The organism is Amycolatopsis sp. NBC_01480 (assembly GCF_036227205.1).
In the GTDB taxonomy this organism is placed as follows: Bacteria; Actinomycetota; Actinomycetes; order Mycobacteriales; family Pseudonocardiaceae; genus Amycolatopsis.
Genome location: NZ_CP109442.1, coordinates 2,679,917 through 2,701,414 on the forward strand (window position 1 = coordinate 2,679,917; position 21,498 = coordinate 2,701,414).

At 70.6% G+C, this 21,498-nt stretch carries 22 protein-coding genes; 8 read left to right on the top strand and 14 right to left on the bottom strand.

Annotation, left to right across the window (positions count from 1 at the left end):
* Positions 1 to 119: 119 nt before the first annotated feature.
* Complete coding sequence (locus OG371_RS12715; protein WP_329073032.1) at positions 120 to 1,280, top strand: MFS transporter; 1,161 nt, start codon at positions 120 to 122, stop codon at positions 1,278 to 1,280.
* A 1-nt stretch (position 1,281) separates the two neighbouring features.
* On the opposite strand, the gene OG371_RS12720 is transcribed toward OG371_RS12715, so the two are convergent.
* The 4 genes from OG371_RS12720 to OG371_RS12735 form a co-directional block, all read right to left on the bottom strand.
* On the bottom strand, positions 1,282 to 1,659 hold the full coding sequence (locus OG371_RS12720) for a hypothetical protein (RefSeq protein WP_091627032.1): 378 nt from the start codon (positions 1,657 to 1,659) through the stop codon (positions 1,282 to 1,284).
* A 61-nt stretch (positions 1,660 to 1,720) separates the two neighbouring features.
* The gene (locus OG371_RS12725) at positions 1,721 to 2,911 is read right to left on the bottom strand and encodes an RtcB family protein (RefSeq protein ID WP_329068790.1); all 1,191 of its coding nucleotides are present in this window, start codon (positions 2,909 to 2,911) and stop codon (positions 1,721 to 1,723) included.
* A 231-nt stretch (positions 2,912 to 3,142) separates the two neighbouring features.
* Complete coding sequence (locus OG371_RS12730) at positions 3,143 to 4,183, bottom strand: aspartate-semialdehyde dehydrogenase (protein ID WP_329068792.1); 1,041 nt, start codon at positions 4,181 to 4,183, stop codon at positions 3,143 to 3,145.
* Positions 4,183 to 5,448 (bottom strand): aspartate kinase, encoded by a 1,266-nt coding sequence (locus OG371_RS12735; RefSeq protein WP_329068794.1) that lies wholly within the window; start codon positions 5,446 to 5,448, stop codon positions 4,183 to 4,185. The genes OG371_RS12730 and OG371_RS12735 overlap by 1 nt, the downstream gene beginning before the upstream one ends.
* A 232-nt stretch (positions 5,449 to 5,680) precedes the next feature.
* On the opposite strand from OG371_RS12735, the gene OG371_RS12740 reads away from it, so the two are divergent.
* Positions 5,681 to 6,274 (top strand): nitroreductase family protein, encoded by a 594-nt coding sequence (locus tag OG371_RS12740; protein ID WP_329068796.1) that lies wholly within the window; start codon positions 5,681 to 5,683, stop codon positions 6,272 to 6,274.
* A gap of 57 nt (positions 6,275 to 6,331) precedes the next feature.
* Here the strand turns inward: OG371_RS12740 and OG371_RS12745 are convergent, their stop codons facing one another.
* Complete coding sequence (locus OG371_RS12745; RefSeq protein ID WP_329068798.1) at positions 6,332 to 7,213, bottom strand: ANTAR domain-containing protein; 882 nt, start codon at positions 7,211 to 7,213, stop codon at positions 6,332 to 6,334.
* A 120-nt stretch (positions 7,214 to 7,333) separates the two neighbouring features.
* Between OG371_RS12745 and OG371_RS12750 the strand changes: the two genes are divergently transcribed.
* Positions 7,334 to 8,122, top strand: coding sequence for an ANTAR domain-containing protein (locus tag OG371_RS12750; RefSeq protein ID WP_329068800.1), 789 nt, complete (start codon positions 7,334 to 7,336; stop codon positions 8,120 to 8,122).
* Between the two features lie 7 nt (positions 8,123 to 8,129).
* On the opposite strand, the gene OG371_RS12755 is transcribed toward OG371_RS12750, so the two are convergent.
* The 3 genes from OG371_RS12755 to OG371_RS12765 all read right to left on the bottom strand — a co-directional run bounded on the left by OG371_RS12755 (position 8,130) and on the right by OG371_RS12765 (position 11,104).
* Positions 8,130 to 9,980, bottom strand: a complete 1,851-nt coding sequence (locus tag OG371_RS12755) for a CheR family methyltransferase (RefSeq protein ID WP_329068802.1) — start codon at positions 9,978 to 9,980, stop codon at positions 8,130 to 8,132.
* Positions 9,977 to 10,621, bottom strand: coding sequence for a chemotaxis protein CheB (locus OG371_RS12760; RefSeq protein WP_329068804.1), 645 nt, complete (start codon positions 10,619 to 10,621; stop codon positions 9,977 to 9,979). Before OG371_RS12760 ends, OG371_RS12755 begins: the two co-directional genes overlap by 4 nt.
* A gap of 102 nt (positions 10,622 to 10,723) precedes the next feature.
* A complete protein-coding gene (locus tag OG371_RS12765) occupies positions 10,724 to 11,104 on the bottom strand; it encodes a hypothetical protein (RefSeq protein ID WP_329068807.1) in 381 nt (126 codons plus the stop codon).
* A gap of 259 nt (positions 11,105 to 11,363) precedes the next feature.
* On the opposite strand from OG371_RS12765, the gene leuA reads away from it, so the two are divergent.
* Both leuA and OG371_RS12775 read left to right on the top strand, forming a co-directional pair.
* Complete coding sequence (gene leuA / locus OG371_RS12770) at positions 11,364 to 13,151, top strand: 2-isopropylmalate synthase (protein WP_329068808.1); 1,788 nt, start codon at positions 11,364 to 11,366, stop codon at positions 13,149 to 13,151.
* A 51-nt stretch (positions 13,152 to 13,202) separates the two neighbouring features.
* Positions 13,203 to 14,171: a helix-turn-helix transcriptional regulator gene (locus tag OG371_RS12775; protein WP_329068809.1), complete on the top strand. Its 969-nt coding sequence runs from the start codon at positions 13,203 to 13,205 to the stop codon at positions 14,169 to 14,171.
* Position 14,172: 1 nt separating this feature from the next.
* On the opposite strand, the gene OG371_RS12780 is transcribed toward OG371_RS12775, so the two are convergent.
* A complete protein-coding gene (locus OG371_RS12780; protein WP_329068811.1) occupies positions 14,173 to 15,087 on the bottom strand; it encodes an SDR family oxidoreductase in 915 nt (304 codons plus the stop codon).
* A 158-nt stretch (positions 15,088 to 15,245) separates the two neighbouring features.
* Here OG371_RS12780 and OG371_RS12785 point away from each other — a divergent pair, with 158 nt between their 5' ends.
* Positions 15,246 to 15,803, top strand: coding sequence for a DedA family protein (locus tag OG371_RS12785; RefSeq protein WP_329068813.1), 558 nt, complete (start codon positions 15,246 to 15,248; stop codon positions 15,801 to 15,803).
* On the opposite strand, the gene OG371_RS12790 is transcribed toward OG371_RS12785, so the two are convergent.
* The gene (locus OG371_RS12790) at positions 15,764 to 16,426 is read right to left on the bottom strand and encodes a peroxiredoxin-like family protein (protein ID WP_329068816.1); all 663 of its coding nucleotides are present in this window, start codon (positions 16,424 to 16,426) and stop codon (positions 15,764 to 15,766) included. The genes OG371_RS12785 and OG371_RS12790 overlap by 40 nt on opposite strands.
* Before the next feature lie 59 nt (positions 16,427 to 16,485).
* Here OG371_RS12790 and OG371_RS12795 point away from each other — a divergent pair, with 59 nt between their 5' ends.
* The gene (locus OG371_RS12795) at positions 16,486 to 17,094 is read left to right on the top strand and encodes a TetR/AcrR family transcriptional regulator (protein WP_329068818.1); all 609 of its coding nucleotides are present in this window, start codon (positions 16,486 to 16,488) and stop codon (positions 17,092 to 17,094) included.
* Between the two features lie 85 nt (positions 17,095 to 17,179).
* Here the strand turns inward: OG371_RS12795 and OG371_RS12800 are convergent, their stop codons facing one another.
* Positions 17,180 to 18,085 (bottom strand): LysR family transcriptional regulator, encoded by a 906-nt coding sequence (locus OG371_RS12800; protein WP_329068820.1) that lies wholly within the window; start codon positions 18,083 to 18,085, stop codon positions 17,180 to 17,182.
* 86 nt (positions 18,086 to 18,171) lie between these two features.
* On the opposite strand from OG371_RS12800, the gene OG371_RS12805 reads away from it, so the two are divergent.
* A complete protein-coding gene (locus tag OG371_RS12805) occupies positions 18,172 to 19,080 on the top strand; it encodes an EamA family transporter (protein ID WP_329068823.1) in 909 nt (302 codons plus the stop codon).
* Positions 19,081 to 19,083: 3 nt separating this feature from the next.
* On the opposite strand, the gene OG371_RS12810 is transcribed toward OG371_RS12805, so the two are convergent.
* The 3 genes from OG371_RS12810 to OG371_RS12820 form a co-directional block, all read right to left on the bottom strand.
* The gene (locus tag OG371_RS12810) at positions 19,084 to 19,725 is read right to left on the bottom strand and encodes a DedA family protein (RefSeq protein ID WP_329068825.1); all 642 of its coding nucleotides are present in this window, start codon (positions 19,723 to 19,725) and stop codon (positions 19,084 to 19,086) included.
* A 107-nt stretch (positions 19,726 to 19,832) separates the two neighbouring features.
* The gene (locus OG371_RS12815) at positions 19,833 to 21,029 is read right to left on the bottom strand and encodes an RNA polymerase sigma factor (protein WP_329068827.1); all 1,197 of its coding nucleotides are present in this window, start codon (positions 21,027 to 21,029) and stop codon (positions 19,833 to 19,835) included.
* Positions 21,026 to 21,406, bottom strand: a complete 381-nt coding sequence (locus OG371_RS12820) for a YciI family protein (protein WP_329068829.1) — start codon at positions 21,404 to 21,406, stop codon at positions 21,026 to 21,028. The genes OG371_RS12815 and OG371_RS12820 overlap by 4 nt, the downstream gene beginning before the upstream one ends.
* Positions 21,407 to 21,498 lie beyond the last annotated feature (92 nt).

Below are 21,498 nucleotides of genomic sequence, written 5' to 3' on the forward strand. Positions count from 1 at the left end.
GGCAGACGGCTCCCACCCGGATAAGAAGTTGCACGCGCGTACCAGGATTTGCTCTCATGAAGTACGTGCCGTTCACGCCGTACCGCCGGGTCCTCACGCTGCCGCGGGTCCGCCCCTCGATGGCGCTCATGTTCTTCGCCCGCCTGCCGATGACGATGACGGGCGTGACGCCGACCTTGTACGTGGTCAGCAACCTGGGCCACGGCTACGGCGCGGCCGGGATCGTCGGCGCGGCCTCCACCCTCGGCATGGCGCTCGGCGCGCCGCTGCTCGGGCGGTCCATCGACCGATACGGCCTGCGCCCGGTGGTCGGGGTGTGCGGGGTGACGTCCACCGCCTTCTGGATCGCGGTGCCGCACCTTTCTTATGCGGTGCTGGTGGTCTGCGCGCTGCCGGCGGGCTTCCTGTCGGTGCCCGCGGGGTCGCTGGCCCGGCAGATCCTCGCCGCGCTGGTGCCCGCGGAGCAGCGGCGCGCGGCCTACTCGCTGGACACGATCCTGGTCGAGGCGTCGTTCATGATCGGCCCGGCGGCGGGCATCGCCGCCATCACCTCGCTGTCCGCGACGGTGACGCTGAGCGGGATCGGCGCCATCTTCGGCGTCACGGCGCTGCTGATCTTCCTGCTGAACCCGCCGATCCGGAACGAGGACGAGCTCGCCCCGGTCGGCTCCGTCCGGCCGCCGCTGCGGTCGTGGCTGTCGGGCCGTCTGCTCGCGACGCTGCTGGTCGCGGCGGGCACGCTGTTCTGCCTGGTCGGCACGGAGGTCGCGACGCTGGCGGCGCTGCGCTCCAACGGTGACGTCAGCTGGACCGGGCTGGTCATCGTGGTGATGTGCGCGGCTTCGATGGCCGGCGGGATCGTGCACGGCGCCGTGAAACGCTCGCTGCCCCAAGGCGTGCTGATGCTGCTGCTCGCCCTGCTGGTGCTGCCGGTCGGCCTCGCGGACCAGCCGTGGTGGCTGCTGATGCTGGTGCTGATCCCGACCAACCTGCTGTGCGCCCCCACGCTCGCGGCCACCACGGAAACCGTGAGCTCCATCGCACCCCCGGCCGTCCGCGGCGAGGCGATGGGCCTGCAGGACGCGTCCACCCGGCTCGGCCTGGCGCTCGGCAGCCCGGTGGTCGGCTTCGCGATCGACCACTCGAGCCCCGCGTGGGGCTTCTTCGCGGCGGGCGCGGGCGGGCTGGTGCTGGCGGCGTTCGGGCTGCTGTGGACGCGCCGTCGTCGGCCGGCCGCTGTCACCCCGGCGCTGGCCGCGGCCGTTCGCGCGCGGCGCTGAATCAGCTACAGGCTTTACGCAGCGCGTCCAGCTTCGCGACGTTCCGCTTCGCCCAGGCGGCGACCACCCCGGCGTCCTCGATGTGCTCCTTCTGCACCTGGACGTAGGAGTCGGCCATGCCGAGCAGGGCGTTCTTGACGTCGTTGTCCTGCACGTTCGAGGCCAGCGAGCGCAGGCGCTGTTCCTTGTCCTGCGCGCGTTCCTTGAGCTTGGCCGGGTCGACCAGCGGGTTCAGGTCCGCGAGGCCGAGCGCCTGCGTGCACGTGCTGACCTTGTCGGCGGTCGAGTTCGCCGTGTCCACCGCCGTGTTCACCTGGTCGCAGCCGGCCAGCAACGCCCCCGCGGCCGCCAGCGCGGCCACCGCTCCCCACCTCGTCATGAGCGCCAGGGTAGCGGTCCCGCGGCCGGCACGGCGGGGTTCCGTGCCGGCCGCGAGGCCCCTAACCCTTGACGCAGACCACCTGCTTGAGGTGCGCGACCACCTCGACGAGGTCCGTCTGCGCCTTGATCACCGTCTCGATGTCCTTGTACGCGGCCGGAATCTCGTCGACCACGCCCGAGTCCTTACGGCATTCGACGCCTTCGGTCTGCGCCGCGAGGTCGGCCGCGGTGAACGTCTTCTTGGCCTTGTTCCGCGACATCCGGCGCCCGGCCCCGTGTGAAGCCGACTCGAACGACGACGTGTTTCCCAGCCCCCGCACGATGTACGAGCCGGTGCCCATGCTGCCCGGGATGATCCCGAGGTCGCCGTGCCCCGCGCGGATCGCGCCCTTGCGGGTGACGAGCAGGTCGACGCCGTCGTAGGTCTCCTCGGCGACGTAGTTGTGGTGGCAGCTGATGGCGTCGTCGTAAGTGGTCCCGGGGACCACCTCGGCGACGGCCAGCTTCACCAGCGCGACCATCGTGGCCCGGTTGCGCGCCGCGTAGTCCTGCGCCCAGAACAGGTCGCGCCGGTAGGCCTGCATCTCCGGCGTGCCCGCGACGAACACCGACAGGTCGGGGTCCGGCAGGTCCTGGTTGTGCGGCAGCTTCCGCGCGACGGCCATGTGCCGTTCCGCCAGCTCCTTGCCGATGTTCCGGGAACCGGAGTGCAGCATCAGCCAGACGCGGTCTTCGTCGTCGCCGCCCTGCTCGAGGCAGACCTCGATGAAGTGGTTGCCGCCGCCGAGGCTGCCGATCTGGCGGGCCGCCCGGTCACCCAGCTCCTGGACGCCCTGGTGGAGGTCGCCGAACGACTTCCAGAACGCGTCCCAGCCGCCGACGCCGTGCACCTTGGCCGGGTTGACGGGCGTCTTGTGCAGCCCGAACCCGACGGGCACGGCCGACTCGATGCGCCGCCGCAGCCGGCTGAGGTCGTCCGGCAGGTCCGCCGCCGTGAGCGAGGTGCGGACCGCGCTCATCCCGCACCCGATGTCGACGCCGACCGCGGCCGGGGAAACCGCGTCCCGCATGGCGATCACACTGCCCACGGTCGCGCCCTTGCCGTAATGGACGTCGGGCATCACCGCGACACCGTGCACCCACGGCAGGTTGGCGACGTTGCGCAGCTGTCGCATGGCCTGATCTTCGACCGACGCGGGGTCCGCCCACATCCGGATCGGCACGCGTGCGCCTTCGACCGCCGTGTACATGACTTTCCTTTCCTGAAGGGACAACGGCGTTCAGCATCCCCTGCCGCGGTGGGCCGGACAAGCGAATTCCGGAGGTCCGTCCACATCGGAACGAAGCGTGCGGACGGTCAGGCCGTGGACGGCATCAGCACGGCGTCGTTGCCGGTGGCCGACCGCATTTCGCCTGGCCAACGGGCCGCACAACGAAGGCCCCGCACCGGAATCCGGTGCGGGGCCGACGATGCCGACGAATCAGCGGCTCTCGGCGATCAGCTCCGCGATCTGCACCGCGTTCAGCGCCGCGCCCTTGCGCAGGTTGTCCGCCGTCAGGAACAGGGCCAGGCCGCGGCCGTCGGGCACACCCGGGTCGGTGCGGATGCGGCCGACGAAGCTGGGGTCGGCGCCCGCGGCCTGCAGCGGGGTCGGGACGTCCGAGAGCTCGACGCCCGGGGCGCGCGAAAGCAGCTCGGTGGCGCGGGCGACCGAAAGGGGCCGCTCGAATTCCACGTTCACCGACAGCGCGTGGCCGGTGAACACCGGGACACGCACGCAAGTACCCGACACCAGCAGGTCCGGCAGGCCGAGGATCTTGCGGCTTTCGTTGCGCAGCTTCTGCTCTTCGTCCGTCTCGAACGAGCCGTCGTCCACAATGGAGCCGGCCATCGGCAGGACGTTGAACGCGATCGGGGCGACGTACTTGGCCGGCGCGGGGAACTCCACCGCGGAACCGTCGTGGGTCAGCGAAGCCGCGCGCGTCGCGACCGCGTTCACCTGCGCCGCCAGCTCGTCGACGCCGGCCAGGCCGCTGCCCGACACCGCCTGGTACGTGCTGGCGATCAGGCGGAGCAGGCCCGCCTCGTCGTGCAGCGGCTTGAGCACCGGCATCGCGGCCATGGTGGTGCAGTTGGGGTTCGCGATGATCCCCTTGCGCGCTTCCTTGATCGCTTCCGGGTTCACTTCGCTGACGACCAGCGGCACGTCCGGGTCGCGCCGGAAGGCCGACGAGTTGTCGATCACCGTCACGCCCGCGGCGGCGAACCGCGGCGACTGCTCCTTCGACGTCGCGCCGCCCGCGGAGAACAGCGCGATGTCCAAACCGGACGGATCCGCCGTCGCCGCGTCCTCGACGACGATTTCGGTGTCCCGCCAGGGAAGTTTGGTGCCCGCCGAGCGCGAGGACGCGAAGTAGCGCAGCTCCTCGACCGGGAAGTCCCGCTCCGCCAGCAGTTTCCGCATCACGGCGCCGACCTGGCCGGTCGCCCCGACCACCCCGACGCGAAGGCCGTTCGCCATCAGCGACCACTCCCCGCGTAGACGACGGCTTCTTCATCGCCGCCGAGCTCGAACGCCTCGTGGATCGCGCGCACGGCCTCGTCCAGCTGCGCGTCACGGATCAGCACCGAGATCCGGATCTCCGAGGTGTTGATGATTTCGATGTTCACGCCGGAGGAGGCCAGCGCCTCGCAGAACGTCGCCGTGACGCCCGGGTGCGAGCGCATGCCCGCGCCGACCAGCGAGACCTTGCCGACGTGGTCGTCGTAGAGCACCGACTCGAAGCCGATCTCGGTCTTGACCTTCTCCAGCTCCTTGACCGCCTTGGCGCCATTGGCCTTCGACAGCGTGAAGGTGATGTCGGTCCGGCCGGAGACCGTGCTGGACACGTTCTGCAGCACCATGTCGATGTCGATCTCGGCGTCGGCGATCACGCGGAAGATCCGGGCCGCCGCGCCGGCGGTGTCCGGCACCCCGGTGACCGTGATCTTGGCCTCGGAGCGGTCGTGTGCCACACCGGTGATCAGCGCTTGTTCCACGGGGATCTCCTCGATAGAACCGGCCACCGTGGTGCCCGGCTTGTCACTGTAGGAAGAGCGGACTCGGATCGGCACGCCGTAGCGCCGCGCGTACTCCACCGAGCGCAGGTGCAGGATCTTCGACCCGCTCGCGGCCAGCTCCAGCATCTCCTCGTACGGGATGGTGTCGAGCTTCTTCGCGTCCGGCACGATCCGCGGGTCCGCGGTGTACACACCGTCCACATCGGAATAGATCTCGCACACGTCGGCGTTCAGCGCCGCGGCGAGCGCGACGGCCGTGGTGTCCGAGCCGCCGCGGCCGAGGGTGGTGATGTCCTTGGTGTCCTGGGCCACGCCCTGGAACCCGGCGACCAGCGCGACGTAGCCCTGTTCGAGGGCTTCGGTGACGCGGCTCGGCGTGACGTCGATGATGCGCGCGTTGCCGTGCACCGACGTCGTGACGACCCCGGCCTGCGAACCGGTGAACGACCACGCCTCGGCCCCCTGGGCCGAGATGGCCATGGCGACCAGCGAGTTCGATATGCGCTCACCGGCGGTGAGCAGCATGTCCATCTCCCGCTCCGGCGGCGCCGGATTCACCTGCTGCGCCAGATCAAGCAGCTCGTCGGTGGTGTCGCCCATCGCCGAGCACACCACGACGACGTCGTTGCCCGCCTTCTTGGTGGCGACGATGCGCTCCGCGACGCGCTTGATCCGGTCGGCACTCTCCAGCGACGATCCGCCGTACTTCTGGACCACGAGGGCCACGCCCGAACCTCCTTGACGGGCCGGGTCTGCTCCTGGTGGGCACCGAGGAGCCCCCGCGTCCCTTCATTTGGGAAAAGCCTACCGGGGCCGTCGCCGCCCGCCACCCCATCGAGTGGTGTCCGCCACCGTTCGAGGCCCATTCGGAAGTAAATCTTCCTTAACGCCACCGAAATACTCGGAGCCCTTTCGCCGGAGTGATAGAGAGCACTACGCCGGTACTACGGTGCTTTCCGTGCGCAAAACCGCCGAGACGAGCGTCCCCCTCACGCCGGCCATCGCCGAGCGCTGGAGCCCCCGCGCCTTCGACGCCGGGGCCGAGCTGACCGGGCCGCAGCTGACCGCCCTGCTGGAGGCCGCCCGCTGGGCGCCGTCCTTCGGCAACACCCAGCCGGCCCGTTATCTGGCCGGCCGCCGCGGCGAGCGCGCGTTCACCCTGATCCTCGAGGCGCTGAACTCGGGGAACCAGGCGTGGGCGTTCCGCGCCAGCGCGCTGCTGATCGGCGTGATGGTGACCACGAATGAGAAGGGCGACATCCCGTACGCCGAGTACGGCCTCGGCATGGCGAGCGAGAACCTGGTGCTGCAGGCCGTCGAGCTGGGGCTGGTCGCGCACCAGATGGCCGGCTTCTCCGCCGACGCCGTGCGCTCCTCGTTCGGGCTGCCCGATCACGCCGTGCCGCGGATCGCCATCGCCGTCGGCTCGCTCGCCGACGCGTCGGTGCTGGAGGACGAGCGGCGCATCGCGCGGGAGCTGGCGCCGCGGGAACGGCTGCCGCTGAGCGAGTTCGCGTTCGGCGAAGGCTGGGGCAACCCCGCCCTTCCGTGACAGACCGCTACCGCAAACGCTTGCCTGCCCCGTTCACGGCCTTGGTCATGGCGGGGTTTACGGCAGGACCAGGGTCCGGTCCACGATCGCCAGCGCCACGTCCAGCACGCTCCGGCCCGCCGCGAACGCGTGCGCGCGGATCAGCGACAGCGCGTCCGCGGCGCCGCAGTTCCCGGTGGTCATGACCACGCCGGCCGCCTGGTGCACCACCAGCCGGAGGCCGACGTCGTCGAACAGCGGGTGGGCGGGCAACCCGTCCTCGGCCTCGAGGATCGGCAGCAGCGCGGTGTTCGTCAGCGCTTCGGCGACCGCGCTCAGCGACCGCACCGCCAGCGCGCCGTGGTCGGACGGGGGCTGGTAGACGGTGATCGCGCCCAGCGGCGAAGCCGCCGCGCCGAGCCGTGCCGAAACCACCGAGTCCACGCCGATTTCCTGCAAAGCCGCCCCGAACTGGGGCCAGTGCCGGCTCAGCTCGCCACCGCTCAGGCTCAGCTCGCCGGGCCCGGTCAGCACGGCGACGGCCGGGCCCTCGCCGTAGACGTACTCGAGGTCCTGCGCGGCCTCGGCGAGCGGCCCGGAGGTCGCCGCCATCGAGTCGCTCGCGTGGGCGCCGAACAGGGTCACGGCGGTGCTGTGCGCACCACAGGCTTCGGCGACCGCCTCGATGAAGGTCGGCGCGTCCGACGGCTCCGGCCCCCGGCCGAGAGTCCGTTCGGCGTAATAGGCGTGCATCACCACGGCGGCGCGGTGCGCGCGCTCGCTGCCACGGTGGACCTCCGCCAGCCGGAGGTGGAACCCGCGCATCCCGGCACTGCCGGTGACGGCCAAGTCGTCGTGCCGCGAAGCGACGCCGGCTGCGCGCTCCGCCCGCAGCCGCTCGGTCTCGACGAGACCCAGCACGACCGCCAGGTCGCGCCCACGGTCGGAGCGGTCGCTCATGCGCTGAGCCTACGCCGGGGCGCCGCGACGCGGCAGCACCCGGAAACCGGGCGGAAGCTGCCTTTTGCATCATGAAACCGAGGACTACTGTGGGTGGCCCCCAACGCAGTGTCCGGAGGCATGGCACCCATGCGGAACCGCGAGGAATGGCTCGCCGAATCGATGCTGGAGCTGGCCGACACGCTGGTCCCCGGTTTCGAGCCGCTGCCCTATTGGCTCAGCGTGGCCGGCCGGTTCGCCGAGCTGACGAACACCTCCGTCCGCCTGAACGCGACCGCGGACCAGGGCACCGGGACCGTGGTGGCGTGCACCGACGACCGGCTCGAGGCGGCGACGCTGGGCGAGGTGCTGATCGAGGAGGGCCCCGGCGCGGACTGCGAGCTGACCGGCGACCCGATCGTCGACGTCCGGCTGGACGGCGCGGCCGAAAGCTGGCCGCGGCTGGCCCCGGCTGCGTACGCGCTCGGTTTCCGCATGATGCACGCGTTCCCACTGCGGCTGCGCGAAACGTCGCTCGGCTCGGTCACCCTGCTGGCCGCGACGCCGGATCGGTTGTCGGAAGGGAATTTCCGCCTGGCCCGGAGTCTCGCCGAAGTCGCCACGATCAGCATGCTCCAGCGCCGCGCCGTGGTCGCGCTGACCGAGACCTCAGGGCAGCTGCAGCACGCGCTGAGCAGCCGGGTGGTGATCGAGCAGGCCAAGGGGCTGATCTCCAGCAAGCTGGACGTCAGCATGGAAGAGGCGTTCAAGCTGCTGCGCGGTTACGTGCGCGGGCGCAACCTGAAGCTGAACGAAGTCGCCACGCGGCTCGTCGAGCGGAGCACGGCCGTCGCGGAGCTGCTGATGCTGCCGGAGCAGGGGAAAACGCTCCCGCCCGGCGGCCGGAAACCGCCCGCCGCCCAGGGCTGAAGGGTTTTCAGGACTTGCGATCCTGCTCCATCAGCAGCACCACGCCCTCGCCCGGGCCGTGCAGCGGTGAGCAGCTGACCCGGCAGACCAGCGGACGGCCCTTGCGGTTGACCGCGTCGATCTTCAGCGGGCCGGACCGTTCGCCGGTGTCGTTGGAGGTCCGGACTCGCTCGCGGAGCACGTCCGTGGGCAGGCCGAAGTCCAGCTTGAAGAAGTCCTCCCGGAACACCTCGTCGGCGCGCAGGCCCCACAGCTCCTCCGCGCCGCGGTTCCAGCTGCGCACCTGCAGCTGCCCGTCCAGGACCACCACCCCGGCCTCGACGCTGGAGAGCACGCCTTCGAAGAACGTGCGCGTCTCGTCCAGCTCGGCCGTGCGGATGCGCATCTCCTCGTTCATGGTCTCCAGTTCCTCGTTGCCGGACTGGAGTTCCTCGTTGGTGGTCTCGAGTTCTTCGTTGGTGGACTGGAGTTCCTCGTTGGTGGTCTCCAGTTCCTCGATGCTCGACTGGAGTTCCTCGTTCACCGTCTCCAGTTCCGCGTTGGTCGACTGGAGCTCGGCGTACGCGGTCGCGAGATTCTCCTGGGCGCGCTTGATCTCGCGCTGGAGCCGGGTCGCCTCGGTGGTGTCGACGAACGTGATCGCGGCGCCGACGTCCTCGCCGTCGCTGGTGATCAGCGGCCGGACGATGATGTCGAAGTGCTGCGCGTCGTCACCGGGCTGGCGGCTCTGCACCGCGGTCAGCCGGACGCTGCGGCGCTCGGCGTGGGCCTGGTCGATCGCGGAGCGCAGCTCGGTCGGGCGATAGGAGACCTCCAGCTCGTGGAACGGACGGCCGACGTCGTGCGAGCTGAGCCCGAACTGGAGCCGCGCCGCGCCGTTGACCATGGCCACCGTGCCGTCGCTGTCGACGCCGAGCATCGCGTCCGGGGCCGAGGCCAGCGCGAGGTCGGTGACCAGCCGCCGCCGGTTCGCGTCGCGCAGGTCGGCCCCGGCCGCCAGGTCGAACCGGGTGCCGCGCGGATGGCCGCCGCCGACCCGGCTGCGGAACACGCGGTGGCGCATGTTGGCGACGTCGAACCGCGCGCTGTCCGAAAGCAGCATCTCGGCCTTGCCGAGGAACAGGTAACCGCTTTCGTGGAGCGCGAAGTGGAACCTTTCGATGATCTTGACCTGGGCCTCGACGTTGAAGTACATCAACGTGTTCCGGCAGGCAAGCAGGTCCACACGCGAGATCGGCGCGTCGCGCGTGACGTCGTGGCGGCCGAAGATCACCCGGCGCCGCAGGTCGCGGCGGAACGCGAACAGCTCGCCGGACGGTTCGAAGTACTTCGTGCGCATGCCTTCGGGAAGCCGTTCCAGCGCCTTCGCCGGGTACAGCCCGGTGCGGGCTTCGCGCAGGGCCTCCTCGTCGACGTCCGTGCCGTAGATCTTGACCCGCTTGGTGGCCTGCTCGATGCCGAGGTGCTCGGCGAAGGCGATCGCCAGCGTGTACGCCTCCTGCCCGCTCGAACAGCCCGCGCTCCAGATCCGGATCTCCTGGGCCGGGTCGGTTTTCGCGACCAGGTCCGGCACGACCGCGGTCTGCAGGAAGCTCCACGCCTCGATGTCGCGGAAGAAGCTCGTGACGTTGATCAGGACGGTGTTGAACAGCTCCTGGAACTCCTCGGCGTTGCTCTCGAGGTGGTCCCGGTAGTCGGGGTAGCGCTCGAATCCCACGGTCTGCATGCGCTTGCGGATCCGGCGGGCGAGCGAAGTCCGCTTGTAGCCGGTGAAATCGAAGCCGCGGGAATCGCGGATGAACGTCAGCAGCTCCTCCAGCTGGCCGTTGTCCTCGATCTCGTCCTCGGGAGGGCTCATCTCGACACAGTTCCGTTCACCAGGCCGACGAGCACGCCGGCGATTTCGTTGAGGGGGCGGACGAAGTCGACGACGCCCGCGCGCACGACCGCCCCGGGCATCCCGGCGAACGCCGCGGTCTCGGGATCCTCGGCGACCACCGTGCCGCCCTGTTCCTTGACGAGGGCGGCGCCGCGCGCGCCGTCGGCCCCGGTTCCGCTCAGGACGCACACCACGGCCCGCTCGCCATAGCCGTCCGCGACCGATTCGAAGAGCACGTCGACGGCCGGGCGCACGTAGTTCACGTGGGACTCTTCGGAGAGCGCCAGCACGCCACGGGCGGAGATGCGCAGGTGCCGATCGGGCGGCGCGAAGTAAACGACTCCGGGCCGGACGAGATCACCGGGCTCGGCCAGCTTCGCCGCCAGCTCCGACCGCCGCCCGAGGATCACGGCGATGATCGTGTCGTGCCGCGGATCGAGGTGCTGCACGACGAGGACCGGCACCGGAAACTCCGCCGGCAGGCCCCCGAGCACCGAGATGAGCGCCTTGATCCCCCCGGCCGACGCCCCGAAGGCGACGAGGTCGAACGGCCTCGTCTCTTCCGGTCCCCGCGGCCCGGGTTGCCTGCCCGCCGCACGCGTCCGGCTCGGGCGTTCCATCCGTCAAGACTAGTCGGGGGTGGGGCAGCTGCCCGGTTCACGGGGCGTCGGCTTTCCGGGCGCGGCTTTCCGAGCGCGTCCGAGAGCCGGACACCACCGTCGTCAGGAAGAGACGACGCCGCCGATCCGGCGGATGATCCTCGCCAGGATGCCGGAGACGATCAGCCAGAAGATCGCCGCGATGCCGTAGTTGACCAGCACGCGAAGCTTGGCGTCACTGGGCGTGAACAGGTCCTTGAAGCCGAGCGACAGGCTGTCGGCCCAGCTGCGGACGAACGACACGATGCCGTTGGCCGAGTTGGCCGAGCCGATGACGAAGATCACGTGCAGCACGAGCAGTGCGGCGAAGATCAGCCCGACCCACCGCACCACTGAGGCCAGGATGGAAAAGGCCTGCTCACGGCCGCGGCGCCAGTCGATCGGCGCGCGCTTGGGCCTAGGCTCGGCTTCCTCTTCGTGTTCCGCTTCGGCATGCTCGGCCATGCCGGGCAGTCTGGCACGTCGCGAGGCTGCCCGCTACCCGCTGGTAACACCTAGCGCCCACCCGACGTAACAATTTCGGCGTGACTGCTCGATCGCGGAGGCGGCTTCACAACGGCGGCCGTCCGCGGTTATGGTGAGCGCGTGGCGCGTGCTCTCCTGCTTCGCTGCCGCGACGGGGCCTGACAACGACCGGCTCCTCGTCGCGGGGCTTTGTGGTGCCGGTCGTCCGCACCCATCCTCCTCAGGAGTCGTTCTACCCATGAGCACGCCCGATCCTCGTACGTCCACCAGCCGCATCCGCACGCCGTCGCGTCCCGTCGCGCCCGGCCAGCCGTCCTGGAACCCGCAGCGCGGCACCTCGATGCCGGTCCACCGCTACCGCCCGTGGCACCAACTGGTCGAGGACATCGACCTGCCCGACCGCACCTGGCCGGCCAAGCGCATCGAGCGCGCGCCGCTGTGGTGCGCGGTCGACCTGCGCGACGGCAACCAGGCCCTGATCGACCCGATGTCGCCCGCGCGCAAGCGCAAGTTCTTCGACCTGCTGGTCCGCATGGGCTACAAGGAGATCGAGGTCGGCTTCCCGGCCGCCTCGCAGACGGACTTCGACTTCGTCCGCGAGATCATCGAAGAGGGCGCCATCCCCGACGACGTCAGCATCCAGGTGCTCACGCAGTGCCGCCCGGAGCTGATCGAGCGCACGTTCAAGTCGCTGGAAGGCGCGCCGCGCGCGATCGTCCACATCTACAACTCGACGTCGATCCTGCAGCGCCGCGTGGTGTTCCGCGAGGAGCGCGAGGGCATCAAGAAGATCGCGACGCAGGCCGCGGAGATGGTCGTCGAGCTGGCCGCGAAGCAGCCCGACACCGACTTCCGCTTCCAGTACTCGCCCGAGTCCTACACCGGCACCGAGCTGTCGTACGCCGTCGAGGTATGCAACGCCGTCACGGAGATCTGGCAGCCGACACCGGAGAAGCCGGTGATCCTGAACCTGCCGGCGACCGTCGAGATGGCGACGCCGAACGTCTACGCCGACTCGATCGAGTGGATGAGCCGCAACCTGGCCCGCCGGGACTCGGTGATCCTGTCGCTGCACCCGCACAACGACCGCGGCACCGGCATCGCCGCCGCCGAGCTGGGCTACCAGGCCGGCGCGGACCGGATCGAGGGCTGCCTGTTCGGCAACGGCGAGCGCACCGGCAACGTCGACCTGGTCGCGCTGGGCATGAACCTGTACAGCCAGGGCATCGACCCGCAGATCGACTTCTCCGACATGGACGAGATCAAGCGCACGGTCGAGTACTGCAACCAGCTGCCCGTGCCGGAGCGCTCGCCGTGGGGCGGCGACCTGGTCTTCACCGCGTTCTCCGGCAGCCACCAGGACGCGATCAACAAGGGCCTGGACGCGCTGAAGGACGCCGCCGGCAAGCAGGGCGTGCCGGTCGACGAGTACCCGTGGGAGGTCCCGTACCTGCCGATCGACCCGAAGGACGTCGGCCGCACGTACGAGGCCGTGATCCGGGTGAACTCGCAGTCCGGCAAGGGCGGCGTCGCGTACATCATGAAGGCCGAGCACCAGCTCGACCTGCCGCGCCGGCTGCAGATCGAGTTCTCCAAGGTGATCCAGACCTACACCGACTCCGAGGGCGGCGAGGTCGCCCCGGCGACGATGTGGAACGCGTTCTCCAAGGAGTACCTGGAGCTGACGACGCCGCTGGAGCTGATCCGCCAGCGCGTCACCGACAACGGCGGCGGCGAGTACGACATCGAGGCCACCGTGAAGGTCGAGGGCGACGAGCACGACATCACCGGCCGCGGAAACGGCCCGATCGCGGCGTTCTTCGACGCCCTGTCGACCGTCGGCTTCGACCTGCGGCTGCTGGACTACAGCGAGCACACCCTCACCCCGGGCGACGACGCGCGCGCCGCGTCGTACATCGAGTGCGCGATCTCGGACCGGGTGTTCTGGGGCATCGGCGTGGACGCGTCGATCGTCACGGCCTCGCTGCGCGCGGTGGTCAGCGCGGTCAACCGCGCGAACCGGTAGTCGTCTCGGGCGGCCAGGTGCGAGCGCCTGGCCGCCCCTAGGCTGAGTTCCATGCGGGCCGAACGCTTGGTCGCCCTCCTGTTCACCCTCCACCGCCGGCGCTCGGCCACGGCGGGGTCGCTCGCGGCCGAGCTGGGCGTCACCGAGCGCACGATGCGGCGTGATCTGGCCGCCCTGCGCGAGGCCGGCGTCCCGCTGTGGAGCGAGCCCGGACGGCACGGCGGCGTCCGGCTGATGGACGGCTGGCGGTCCCGTTTGGACGGTCTGACCTCACGGGAAGCCGTGGCGCTGCTGGCTTTGGACGCTCCGGACGCCCTCGCCGGCCTCGGCCTCGGCACCGCCGTGGCGGCCGCGCACGCGAAGGTCTCGGCCGGCCTGCCGCGCGAGCTGCGGGAGCAGGCCGAGACGGTGGCCGCCCGGTTCCACCTCGACGCTCCCGCCTGGTTCCGCCCGACCGACGAGGCGGCCGCGTTGCCCGCGGTCGCCCGCGCGGTGTGGTCGCAGCGACGCCTGGAAATCCAGTACCAGCGCCGGGACAAAACCGCGTCACGGGTGCTGGAGCCGCTGGGCCTCGTCCTCAAGGCCGGGGTCTGGTACCTCGTGGCCCGGGTTCCGGGCGCGGGGCTGCGCACGTACCGGGTGTCGCGGATCCTCGCCGTCGAGGAGCTGGGCACCGCGTTCGAGCGGCCGGCCGATTTCGACCTGGCGCTGTGGTGGCGCGAGTCTTCGGCGGAGTTCGAGAAGGTCGCGCTGCCGTTGCGGGTGCGGGTGCGGCTCGACCCGTCGGCCGTCAGCGGACTGCGGCGGGTGTTCGGCGCCGAGCACCTGGCCGAGGTGCTCGTCTCCCTCGGTCCACGCGACGCCGAAGGCCGGGCCGAGGCCGAACTCACCCTGGAGAGCCACCAGATCGCCGTCGGCCAGATCGTCTCGCTCGGGCCCGGCGCGGAAGTCCTCGACCCGCCGGAGGTGCGGGCGGCGGTGGCCGGGATCGGCGCCGCCATCGCCGCCCGCAACGCCTGACCTACCGGTACCCGGTGGTGTCCGGGTCCTTGCCGGCGTCCTGGACCTCGACGACGTAACGCCAGGCGTCCGGGCGGCTGCCGTCCAGATCGTCGACGCCGTAGTGCGCGGCGAGCTGACCGCTGGACAACGTCTGCCCGCTCCAGCTGTGCCGGTCCGGGTCGGCGGCGAGGGCGGCCACCGTGCGGCCCGCGAAGGTCGGCGTCTCCGAGATGGCGAAGTACGGCTCTCGCGCCGTCGCGTCACGCCAGTTCTCCTCCGTGACGCCGTAGATGTCGAGCATCGCCTCCGAACGCAGCCAGCCCGGGGTGAAGGCGACGGCCGTGCAGCCGTGCGAAGCAAGCTCCGCCGCTTCGCCGATGGCGAGCAGATGCGCGGAGGCCTTCGCGATGTAGAAGGGCAGCGAAGTCCCTTCGCGGTACTTCGCGTTGTACTCGGCCGTGCCGTCGGTCAGCTCGACCACCAGGCCCTTGCGCCGGATCACCAACGGCAGCAGGTGATGGCTGGTGATCAGGTGCGCGTCGATGCCGAGCCGGATCATGCGCAGGCCCGCGTCCAGGGAGTGCTCCCACACCGGCTTCGCCCATTCCAGGTGGTGGTCGCCGCCCCACAGGCCGTCGACGAGCAGGTCCAGGCCGCCGCGTTCCCGCTCGATCCGGGCCGCCAGCGCGGCGACCTCGTCGCTCTCCAGGTGATCCACCCGCACCGCGACACCCTCGCCGCCGGCCGCCTCGATCAGCTCGACCGTCCCGTCGATCGTCTCCGGACGGTCCACTTCGGACCGTTGGCGTCGCGTCGAGCGCCCGGTCACGTAGACGAACGCCCCGGCTCGGGCCAGCTCGACCGCGATGGCCCGGCTCGCGCCGCGCGTGCCGCCCGCCACCAGCGCGACCTGGCCCGCCAATTCCGTGCCCATCTTCACGTCCCCTTCCGTAGTCGGTCGGGGTCCACTCTCGGGCCGAACCCTGACAGCCACTGTCCGGGTTTCCGTGATTGCCTGTGCGGCTCCTGTGCCTTGCTGTGAGAAGCCGGTGAACGGGACTCATCCGGGCCCCCGCGGCGGTTAATGGAAGTGTGGATGCGACAACGGCGGGACTGGTGGTGCTGTTCGTCGTCTCGCTGGTGCCCTTGCTGCCCACCGAGGTGACGATCCTCGGCATGGGCATCGCCGCGGCGCAGGGCGGGACTTCGCTCGCCGCCGTGATCGCGGTCGGGACCGCCGGCTGCCTCGTGTCCGACCAGGCGTTGTACGCGCTGGGCCGGTACGGCGGCAGCCGTGTGCTGGAACGCATCGGCCGCCGCCGCAAGCTCGCCGCCGGCCTCGAATGGCTGGACGGGCGCCTCCAACAGCACCCGCGCCCGGTGCTCGTCGTCGCGCGCTGGCTGCCGTCCGGCGGCACTGTCGGTGCTCTGCTGGCCGGCTCGCTGTGCTGGCCGAGGGGCGAGTTCTTCACCGCGTCGGCCGTGGGGGTCACGCTCTGGACGTCGTACGTCGCCTTCCTCGGCTACGCCGGCGGCCAGCTCATCACCGAACCCGGGATCAGCCTGCTGCTCTCCCTCGGCGTCGCGCTGATCCTGGGTTCGGCCATCACCTACGGCATCCGCCGCGGCGCCAGCGCTTCGAGGACCTGAGCCGGCTCGGCGCGCGCGGTGTAGTCCGGCTGGACGTCGATGAACCGGATCGTGCGGCCGGGCTCGACGACCAGCACGGCCGGGTGTGGCAGCTCCCAGCTCCCGTCGCCGTTGCGCTCGGCCAGGTCGGCGCCGGCGCCGGTCATCGCCGCCCGCACCTCCTCCGTCGGCTGGAAGGTGATGCCGAGGCCGCGGGCCACGAGGTTGCCGACGTCGGACAGCACGGCGTACTCCAGCTCGTTGGCCTCCCGCATGCTCAGCGAGCCGTCGGGTGCCTGCGGGCTGATCGCCACGAGCGGCACGCCTTGCTCCTTCAACGCGGGCAGCAGATCTTGTTGGTACGCGCGCAAAGCGACGTTGCAGTACGGGCACCAGGCGCCGCGGTAGAAGACCAGCACGGCGGGCCCGTCGGCGACCAGCGCGCTGAGCGCGACCTCGCCGCCGGCCGCGTCGGGCAGGGTGAAGTCGTCCATCCGTTCACCGGCCTTGGCGAACTTGTCCCGCTCGGCGACCCGCACCGATCGTTCCTGGTCGGCGGAAAAGACCTCGCCCACCTCGCTCGGCAGCAGCTCCTTGGCCTTCTCCTTCAGGCCGGTTAAAGCATCCCGCAGTGCTTCGGCCACGAGTGGCCCCCTTCGGTTGTACTGATTGGTACAGTGGCATCGAATGTACTATCTGGTACATGGAGGCGCAACCAACCGTGGCCGTCACGGCGCACGGACGGCGGACCCGCGACGCGATCGTCGACGCGGCCGCGCAGCTGATGTACGTCAACGGGGTCTCGGGCACGAGCGTCGACAAGGTGCTGGCCGCGAGCGGGGCCGGGAAATCGCAGATGTACCACTACTTCAAGAACAAGGACCAGCTGGTCGAGGCGGTGATCGACCGGTACCTGGAGGAGATCCTCGGCAAGCAGCCGACCATCCGCGAGCTGAAGTCGTGGCCGGATTTCGACCGCTGGGCCGAGCAGGTCCTCTCGCTGCACCGCGGCCCGTCGGGCCCGATCGCCTGCCCCCTGGGCAACATCGCGGGCGAACTGGGCGACGACCCGCGCGTGCGCGCCTTGCTGGACCGCGCCTACCTGGAGTGGGAGTCCCACCTCACGAACGGCCTGAACACCTTGCGTGACAACGGTTCCCTGCACCCTGATGCGGATCCGGCGCGCCTCGCCCAGGCCGTGATGACATGCCTGCAGGGCGGCCTGCTGCTCGGCCACATCCGCAACGACATCACTCCGATCGAGGACGCGCTGCGGATAGCTGTGGCGCATCTGCGGAGTCACGCGATCTGAGCCGGTTCGCCTTGCGGCGCCGGCGGGTTTGCGGGCGAAGCTGGAGGAGGCCCGGCAAGCGCAAGGCAAACAGGGTTACCCGGCGTTACGCGGTCAGGATCGTTACCTCCGCGCGTAACTCGTCGATCACCGTCGCCACCGCGGGACGAGCCAGCGCACCAATGCGGCAGACCACCTCGATCAGCCGCGCCGCACGGATCCCGGCCAGCGGGCGACCGACCAGGCCACTACCCCGCCGAGTGTCCATTGTGTACCGAGGCATCAACGCGATCCCATGCCCAGCCGCCACGAGCCGCTCCGTGATACGGAAGTCGTTGATGCGCTGGACGATCTGCGGCCGTACCCCGGTGCGGACCGTGAGTGAGCGCAGCACGTCGTCGACCGGGAAGCCGTGGTCGACGCTGATCCAGCGTTCGTCGGCGAGGTCGGCGAGGTCCACGCGGCGGCGGCGCGCCAGGTGGTGCCCGGTCGGGAGCGCGACGTCGAGCGGCTCGCGCAGCAGCGGGACCACCTCGAGCCGCTCGGACCGGAACTCCGGCGCGTGCTCGTCGCGGTGCGCCACGACGATGTCGTAGTCCGCGACCAGGCCCGGCACTTCCGGGGGCGTCATGTCGACATCGCGGACGTCCACCTCCAGCCCCTCGTGCGCGGCGACGCGGCGGAGCAGCCCGGGCAGCAGCATCAGGCCGGCCGACTGGAAGATCGCGATCCGCACCCGCCCCCGCGGCGCACTGCGGTAGGTGTCCAGCTCCGACTCGGCGCGGTCCAGCGCGGCCAGCACCTCGTCGGCGCGCGCGACCAGCGCGCGGCCCGCGTCCGTGAGGCGGAGGCCGCGGCCCGCCGGCTCCGTCAACGCGATGCCGACCTCGCTCTGCAACCCCCGCAACTGCTGCGACACCGCGGACGGCGAACAGTGCAGCGCCTGCGCGGCCGCCGTCACGCTGCCGCGGTCGGCGAACTCACGCAGCATCCGCAGTCTTCCCAGGTCCACGGGGTCAGCCTAGTTGAAGCAGAACTACAAGGTCAGTGCAGATATTCTCGCTGGTCCTTCACGGTCGTGGTCGGCAGAGTGGGGGCATGCCCGCTCGTGACCGTCTGCTCGCCGTGTTCGTCGCCGTCCTGTGGGGCTGCAACTTCCTCGCCATCCACGCCACTCTCGGCCAGTTCCCGCCGATGTTCGCCGGCGCGCTGCGCTTCGTGGTGATCGCGATCCCGACGCTGCTGTTCGTGCCGTGGCCACGCGTGAAACTGCGTTACCTGCTCGGTTACGGCCTGGGCTTCGGCACCGGCCAGTTCGCCTTCCTGTTCGTCGCGATGGACACCGGCATGCCGACCGGGCTCGCGTCGCTGGTGCTGCAGGCCTCGGCGCCGTTCACCGTGCTGCTCGGCGCGGTCCTGCTGCGCGAGCGCGTCTCGGCCCGGCAGCTGATCGGCATCCTGCTGGCCGTCGCGGGCATGACGGCGATCGCCTGGCAGCAGGCGGGCCACGCCGCGCTGCTGCCGGTGATCCTGACCCTGCTGGCCGCGCTGAGCTGGGCGTTCGGCAACCTGAGCATGCGCCGCGCGGAGCCGGACAACCCGCTGCACCTGACGTTGTGGATGTCGGTGGTGCCGCCGTTGCCGATGTTCGCGCTGTCACTGCTGCGGGAGGGCCCGGCCGCGCAGTGGCACTCGCTGACCACCCTCGGCACCCCGACCGGCCTGCTCGGCCTCGCCGGCCTGGCCTACGTGGTCCTGCTCGGCACGGTCGTCGGCTCAGGCATCTGGACCACGTTGATGCGCCGCAACCCGGCGGGCGTGGTCGCGCCGTTCTCGCTGCTGGTGCCGGTGGTCGGGCTGACGGCTTCGTACTTCTTGCTGAACGAGCGGCCGAGTGCACTGGAGATCGTGGCGGCGGCCGTGGTCATCGGCGGGGTGCTGGTCGGGTCCCTGCGGCGGAAGCCGGTTTCCCGATTGGAGGAGGACCTTCTTCCGGCGAACGCCTGAAGCTCAGGCGACCGCGTCGTCCTTCTCGGCCGGAGTCTCCTCATGCGTACGGGACATGCGCTTCTTCAGCACCAGCGTCACGACCAGCCCGATGACCAGCGCGGCACCGAGCCCGGCCCACTGGAAGCCCTTCAGCCACTTGTCCGCGACGACGCCCAGGTAGTAGATCAGCGCGGTGGTGCCGCCGGCCCAGATGATGCCGCCGAGGGCGTTCGCGATGAGGAAGCGGGGGTAGTGCATGTTCAGGGAGCCGGCGAGGGGGCCGGCCAGAATGCGCAGGACCGCGACGAAACGGCCGAAGAACACGGCCCACATGCCGCGTTTGTGGAACATCCGCTCGGCGTTCGCGATGTGCTGGGGGCCGAAATGCTTGGGGAATTTGCGGCCGGCCCAGTCGAACAGCCGTTTGCCGCCCTTTTTGCCGATCAGATAACCGATGCTGTCGCCGATGATGGCGCCCGCGCTGGCCAGCGCGCCGATCCAGAGCGGGTTCAGGCCGCTGTGCGACGAAGCCAGCAGAGCGGCGCTGACCAGCACGATCTCGCCGGGCAGCGGGATGCCGAGGCTCTCCACCATCACCACGAGGCCCACCAGCAGATAGACCGACAGCGGAGGGATCGCCTCCAGCACGTGGTCGATGTTCACTTGCCCTACCCCCTGCGCCTTGCCGGTTTCGTGCCGTTCTCCCGCAGCGTACCGGGGTCGGAGCAGCCCGGCGTCAACCTTCAGTCGGGGGTGGGGTCCTCCTTGGGTCAGGGTTTTCCGGACAAACAACGCAAAGCACGTGATTCGAGGTACCGCTGCTCCGGCGCGCTCAACGTCCGCTGGGCCGCCTTCGCGTAGTACTCACCCGCACCCGCCCGGTCGCCCGACTGCTCGAGTAAATGCGCCCGGACGACGTCGGCGCGGTAGTGCCCGGACGGTTCCAGCGCGTCGAGCTCCGCCAGCGCGGCGGCCGGTCCCGAGACCTCCGCCAGCGCGACGAGCCGGTTCAGCGTCACCATCGGCCCGGGCGCGACCTGGCACAGGAGGTCGTACAGCAGCAGGATCTGCGGCCAGTCCGTCTCGGCGGCCGTCGGCGCTTCGTCGTGCACCGCGGCGATCGCGGCCTGCAGCTGGTATGGGCCGACGGGCGCCGTCGCGAGTGCGTGCGCGATCAGCGAGGCGCCCTCCGCGATCGCGCCGGAGTCCCAGAGCGAGCGGTCCTGCTCCGCGAGGGGGACAGTCGTGCCGCCCGGGCCGACGCGGGCCGGGCGGCGCGCGTCGGTGAGCAGCATCAGCGCGAGCAGGCCGGTGACCTCGCCGTCGTCCGGGAGCAGGGCGTGCAGCTGGCGCGCCAAGCGGATGGCCTCGGCCGTCAGCTCGACGCGGCCGACCTCGGCACCGGCGCTGGCCGTGTGTCCTTCGGTGAAAATCAGGTACAGCACCTGCCGCACGGCCGCGATCCGCGACGGCCGCTCGTCCTCCGGCGGCAGGCTGAACGCCGCCCCCTTCACGCGCTGCTTGGCGCGGCTGATGCGCTGGCCGATCGTCGATTCCGGCACCAGGTACGCGCGCGCGATCTCGGCCGTGGTCAGCCCGCCGACCGCCCGCAGAGTCAAAGCGACCTGCGACGGCCGGGTCAGCTCCGGGTGACAGCAGAGCAGCAGCAACGTGAGCGTGTCGTCGACTGCGGGCGCCGGGTCCGGATCCGGCGGCGCCAGGGCGTACACCGCCTCCTCGCGCCGCTGCCGCGCCGAATCGCGGCGCCACAACTCGATCCGGCGCCGCGAAGCCGTGGTGATCAGCCACGCCTTCGGGTTGTCCGGCACGCCGTCGCGCGGCCACTGCACGGCCGCCGCGAGCAGGGCTTCCTGCACTGCGTCCTCACACGTGTCGAACCCGCCGTACCGCCGCACGAGCACGCCCACGACCTGCGGCGCCAACTCCCGCAGCAGGCCTTCGATCACAGCTCGAAGCCGACGTCGCCGGTCAGCCCCATCACCGGCCGGACCTCGATCGTCGCGTACGGCGCCTCCGGAATCCGCGCGGCGATCTCCAGCGCCCGCTCCTGGGTCTCGCATTCCAGCAGGTAAACGCCCGCGAGCTGCTCCTTGATCTCCGCGAACGGCCCGTCGGTGGTGCTCACCCGGTCCTCGCGCACGATCACCTGCTTCGTCAGCTCCGGCGCGGCCAGCCGCTCGGACACGATGCGCTCGCCGGACGCGTCCAGCTCCTCGTTGAACTCCACGTACGCGCGCAGGCCCGCGGCTTTCTGCTCGTCGCTCATGCCGGCCCACGCCGAACGCGACGCCGGGTTGCCGTAGATCAGGACCAGGTACTTCATCGGGTGCCTCCTCGAAATCTCGGTCACACGGGATGTCGAAGCGGCGGGCGCGGTCTCGACGTCCTGGGTGAAGGTAGCCCCGAGAAACCAGG

Bases quoted from the DNA above. Each gene is read 5' to 3' on its own strand.
- OG371_RS12780 (WP_329068811.1), bottom strand. From the start codon at position 15,087: ATGGGCACGGAATTGGCGGGCCAGGTCGCGCTGGTGGCGGGCGGCACG.
- OG371_RS12805 (WP_329068823.1), top strand. From the start codon at position 18,172: ATGCCCGCTCGTGACCGTCTGCTCGCCGTGTTCGTCGCCGTCCTGTGG.
- OG371_RS12755 (WP_329068802.1), bottom strand. From the start codon at position 9,980: ATGAGCCCTCCCGAGGACGAGATCGAGGACAACGGCCAGCTGGAGGAG.
- OG371_RS12745 (WP_329068798.1), bottom strand. From the start codon at position 7,213: ATGAGCGACCGCTCCGACCGTGGGCGCGACCTGGCGGTCGTGCTGGGT.
- OG371_RS12725 (WP_329068790.1), bottom strand. From the start codon at position 2,911: ATGTACACGGCGGTCGAAGGCGCACGCGTGCCGATCCGGATGTGGGCG.
- OG371_RS12730 (WP_329068792.1), bottom strand. From the start codon at position 4,183: ATGGCGAACGGCCTTCGCGTCGGGGTGGTCGGGGCGACCGGCCAGGTC.
- OG371_RS12795 (WP_329068818.1), top strand. From the start codon at position 16,486: ATGGAGGCGCAACCAACCGTGGCCGTCACGGCGCACGGACGGCGGACC.
- OG371_RS12775 (WP_329068809.1), top strand. From the start codon at position 13,203: ATGCGGGCCGAACGCTTGGTCGCCCTCCTGTTCACCCTCCACCGCCGG.
- OG371_RS12820 (WP_329068829.1), bottom strand. From the start codon at position 21,406: ATGAAGTACCTGGTCCTGATCTACGGCAACCCGGCGTCGCGTTCGGCG.
- OG371_RS12715 (WP_329073032.1), top strand. From the start codon at position 120: ATGGCGCTCATGTTCTTCGCCCGCCTGCCGATGACGATGACGGGCGTG.
- leuA (WP_329068808.1), top strand. From the start codon at position 11,364: ATGAGCACGCCCGATCCTCGTACGTCCACCAGCCGCATCCGCACGCCG.
- OG371_RS12720 (WP_091627032.1), bottom strand. From the start codon at position 1,659: ATGACGAGGTGGGGAGCGGTGGCCGCGCTGGCGGCCGCGGGGGCGTTG.
- OG371_RS12760 (WP_329068804.1), bottom strand. From the start codon at position 10,621: ATGGAACGCCCGAGCCGGACGCGTGCGGCGGGCAGGCAACCCGGGCCG.
- OG371_RS12750 (WP_329068800.1), top strand. From the start codon at position 7,334: ATGGCACCCATGCGGAACCGCGAGGAATGGCTCGCCGAATCGATGCTG.
- OG371_RS12765 (WP_329068807.1), bottom strand. From the start codon at position 11,104: ATGGCCGAGCATGCCGAAGCGGAACACGAAGAGGAAGCCGAGCCTAGG.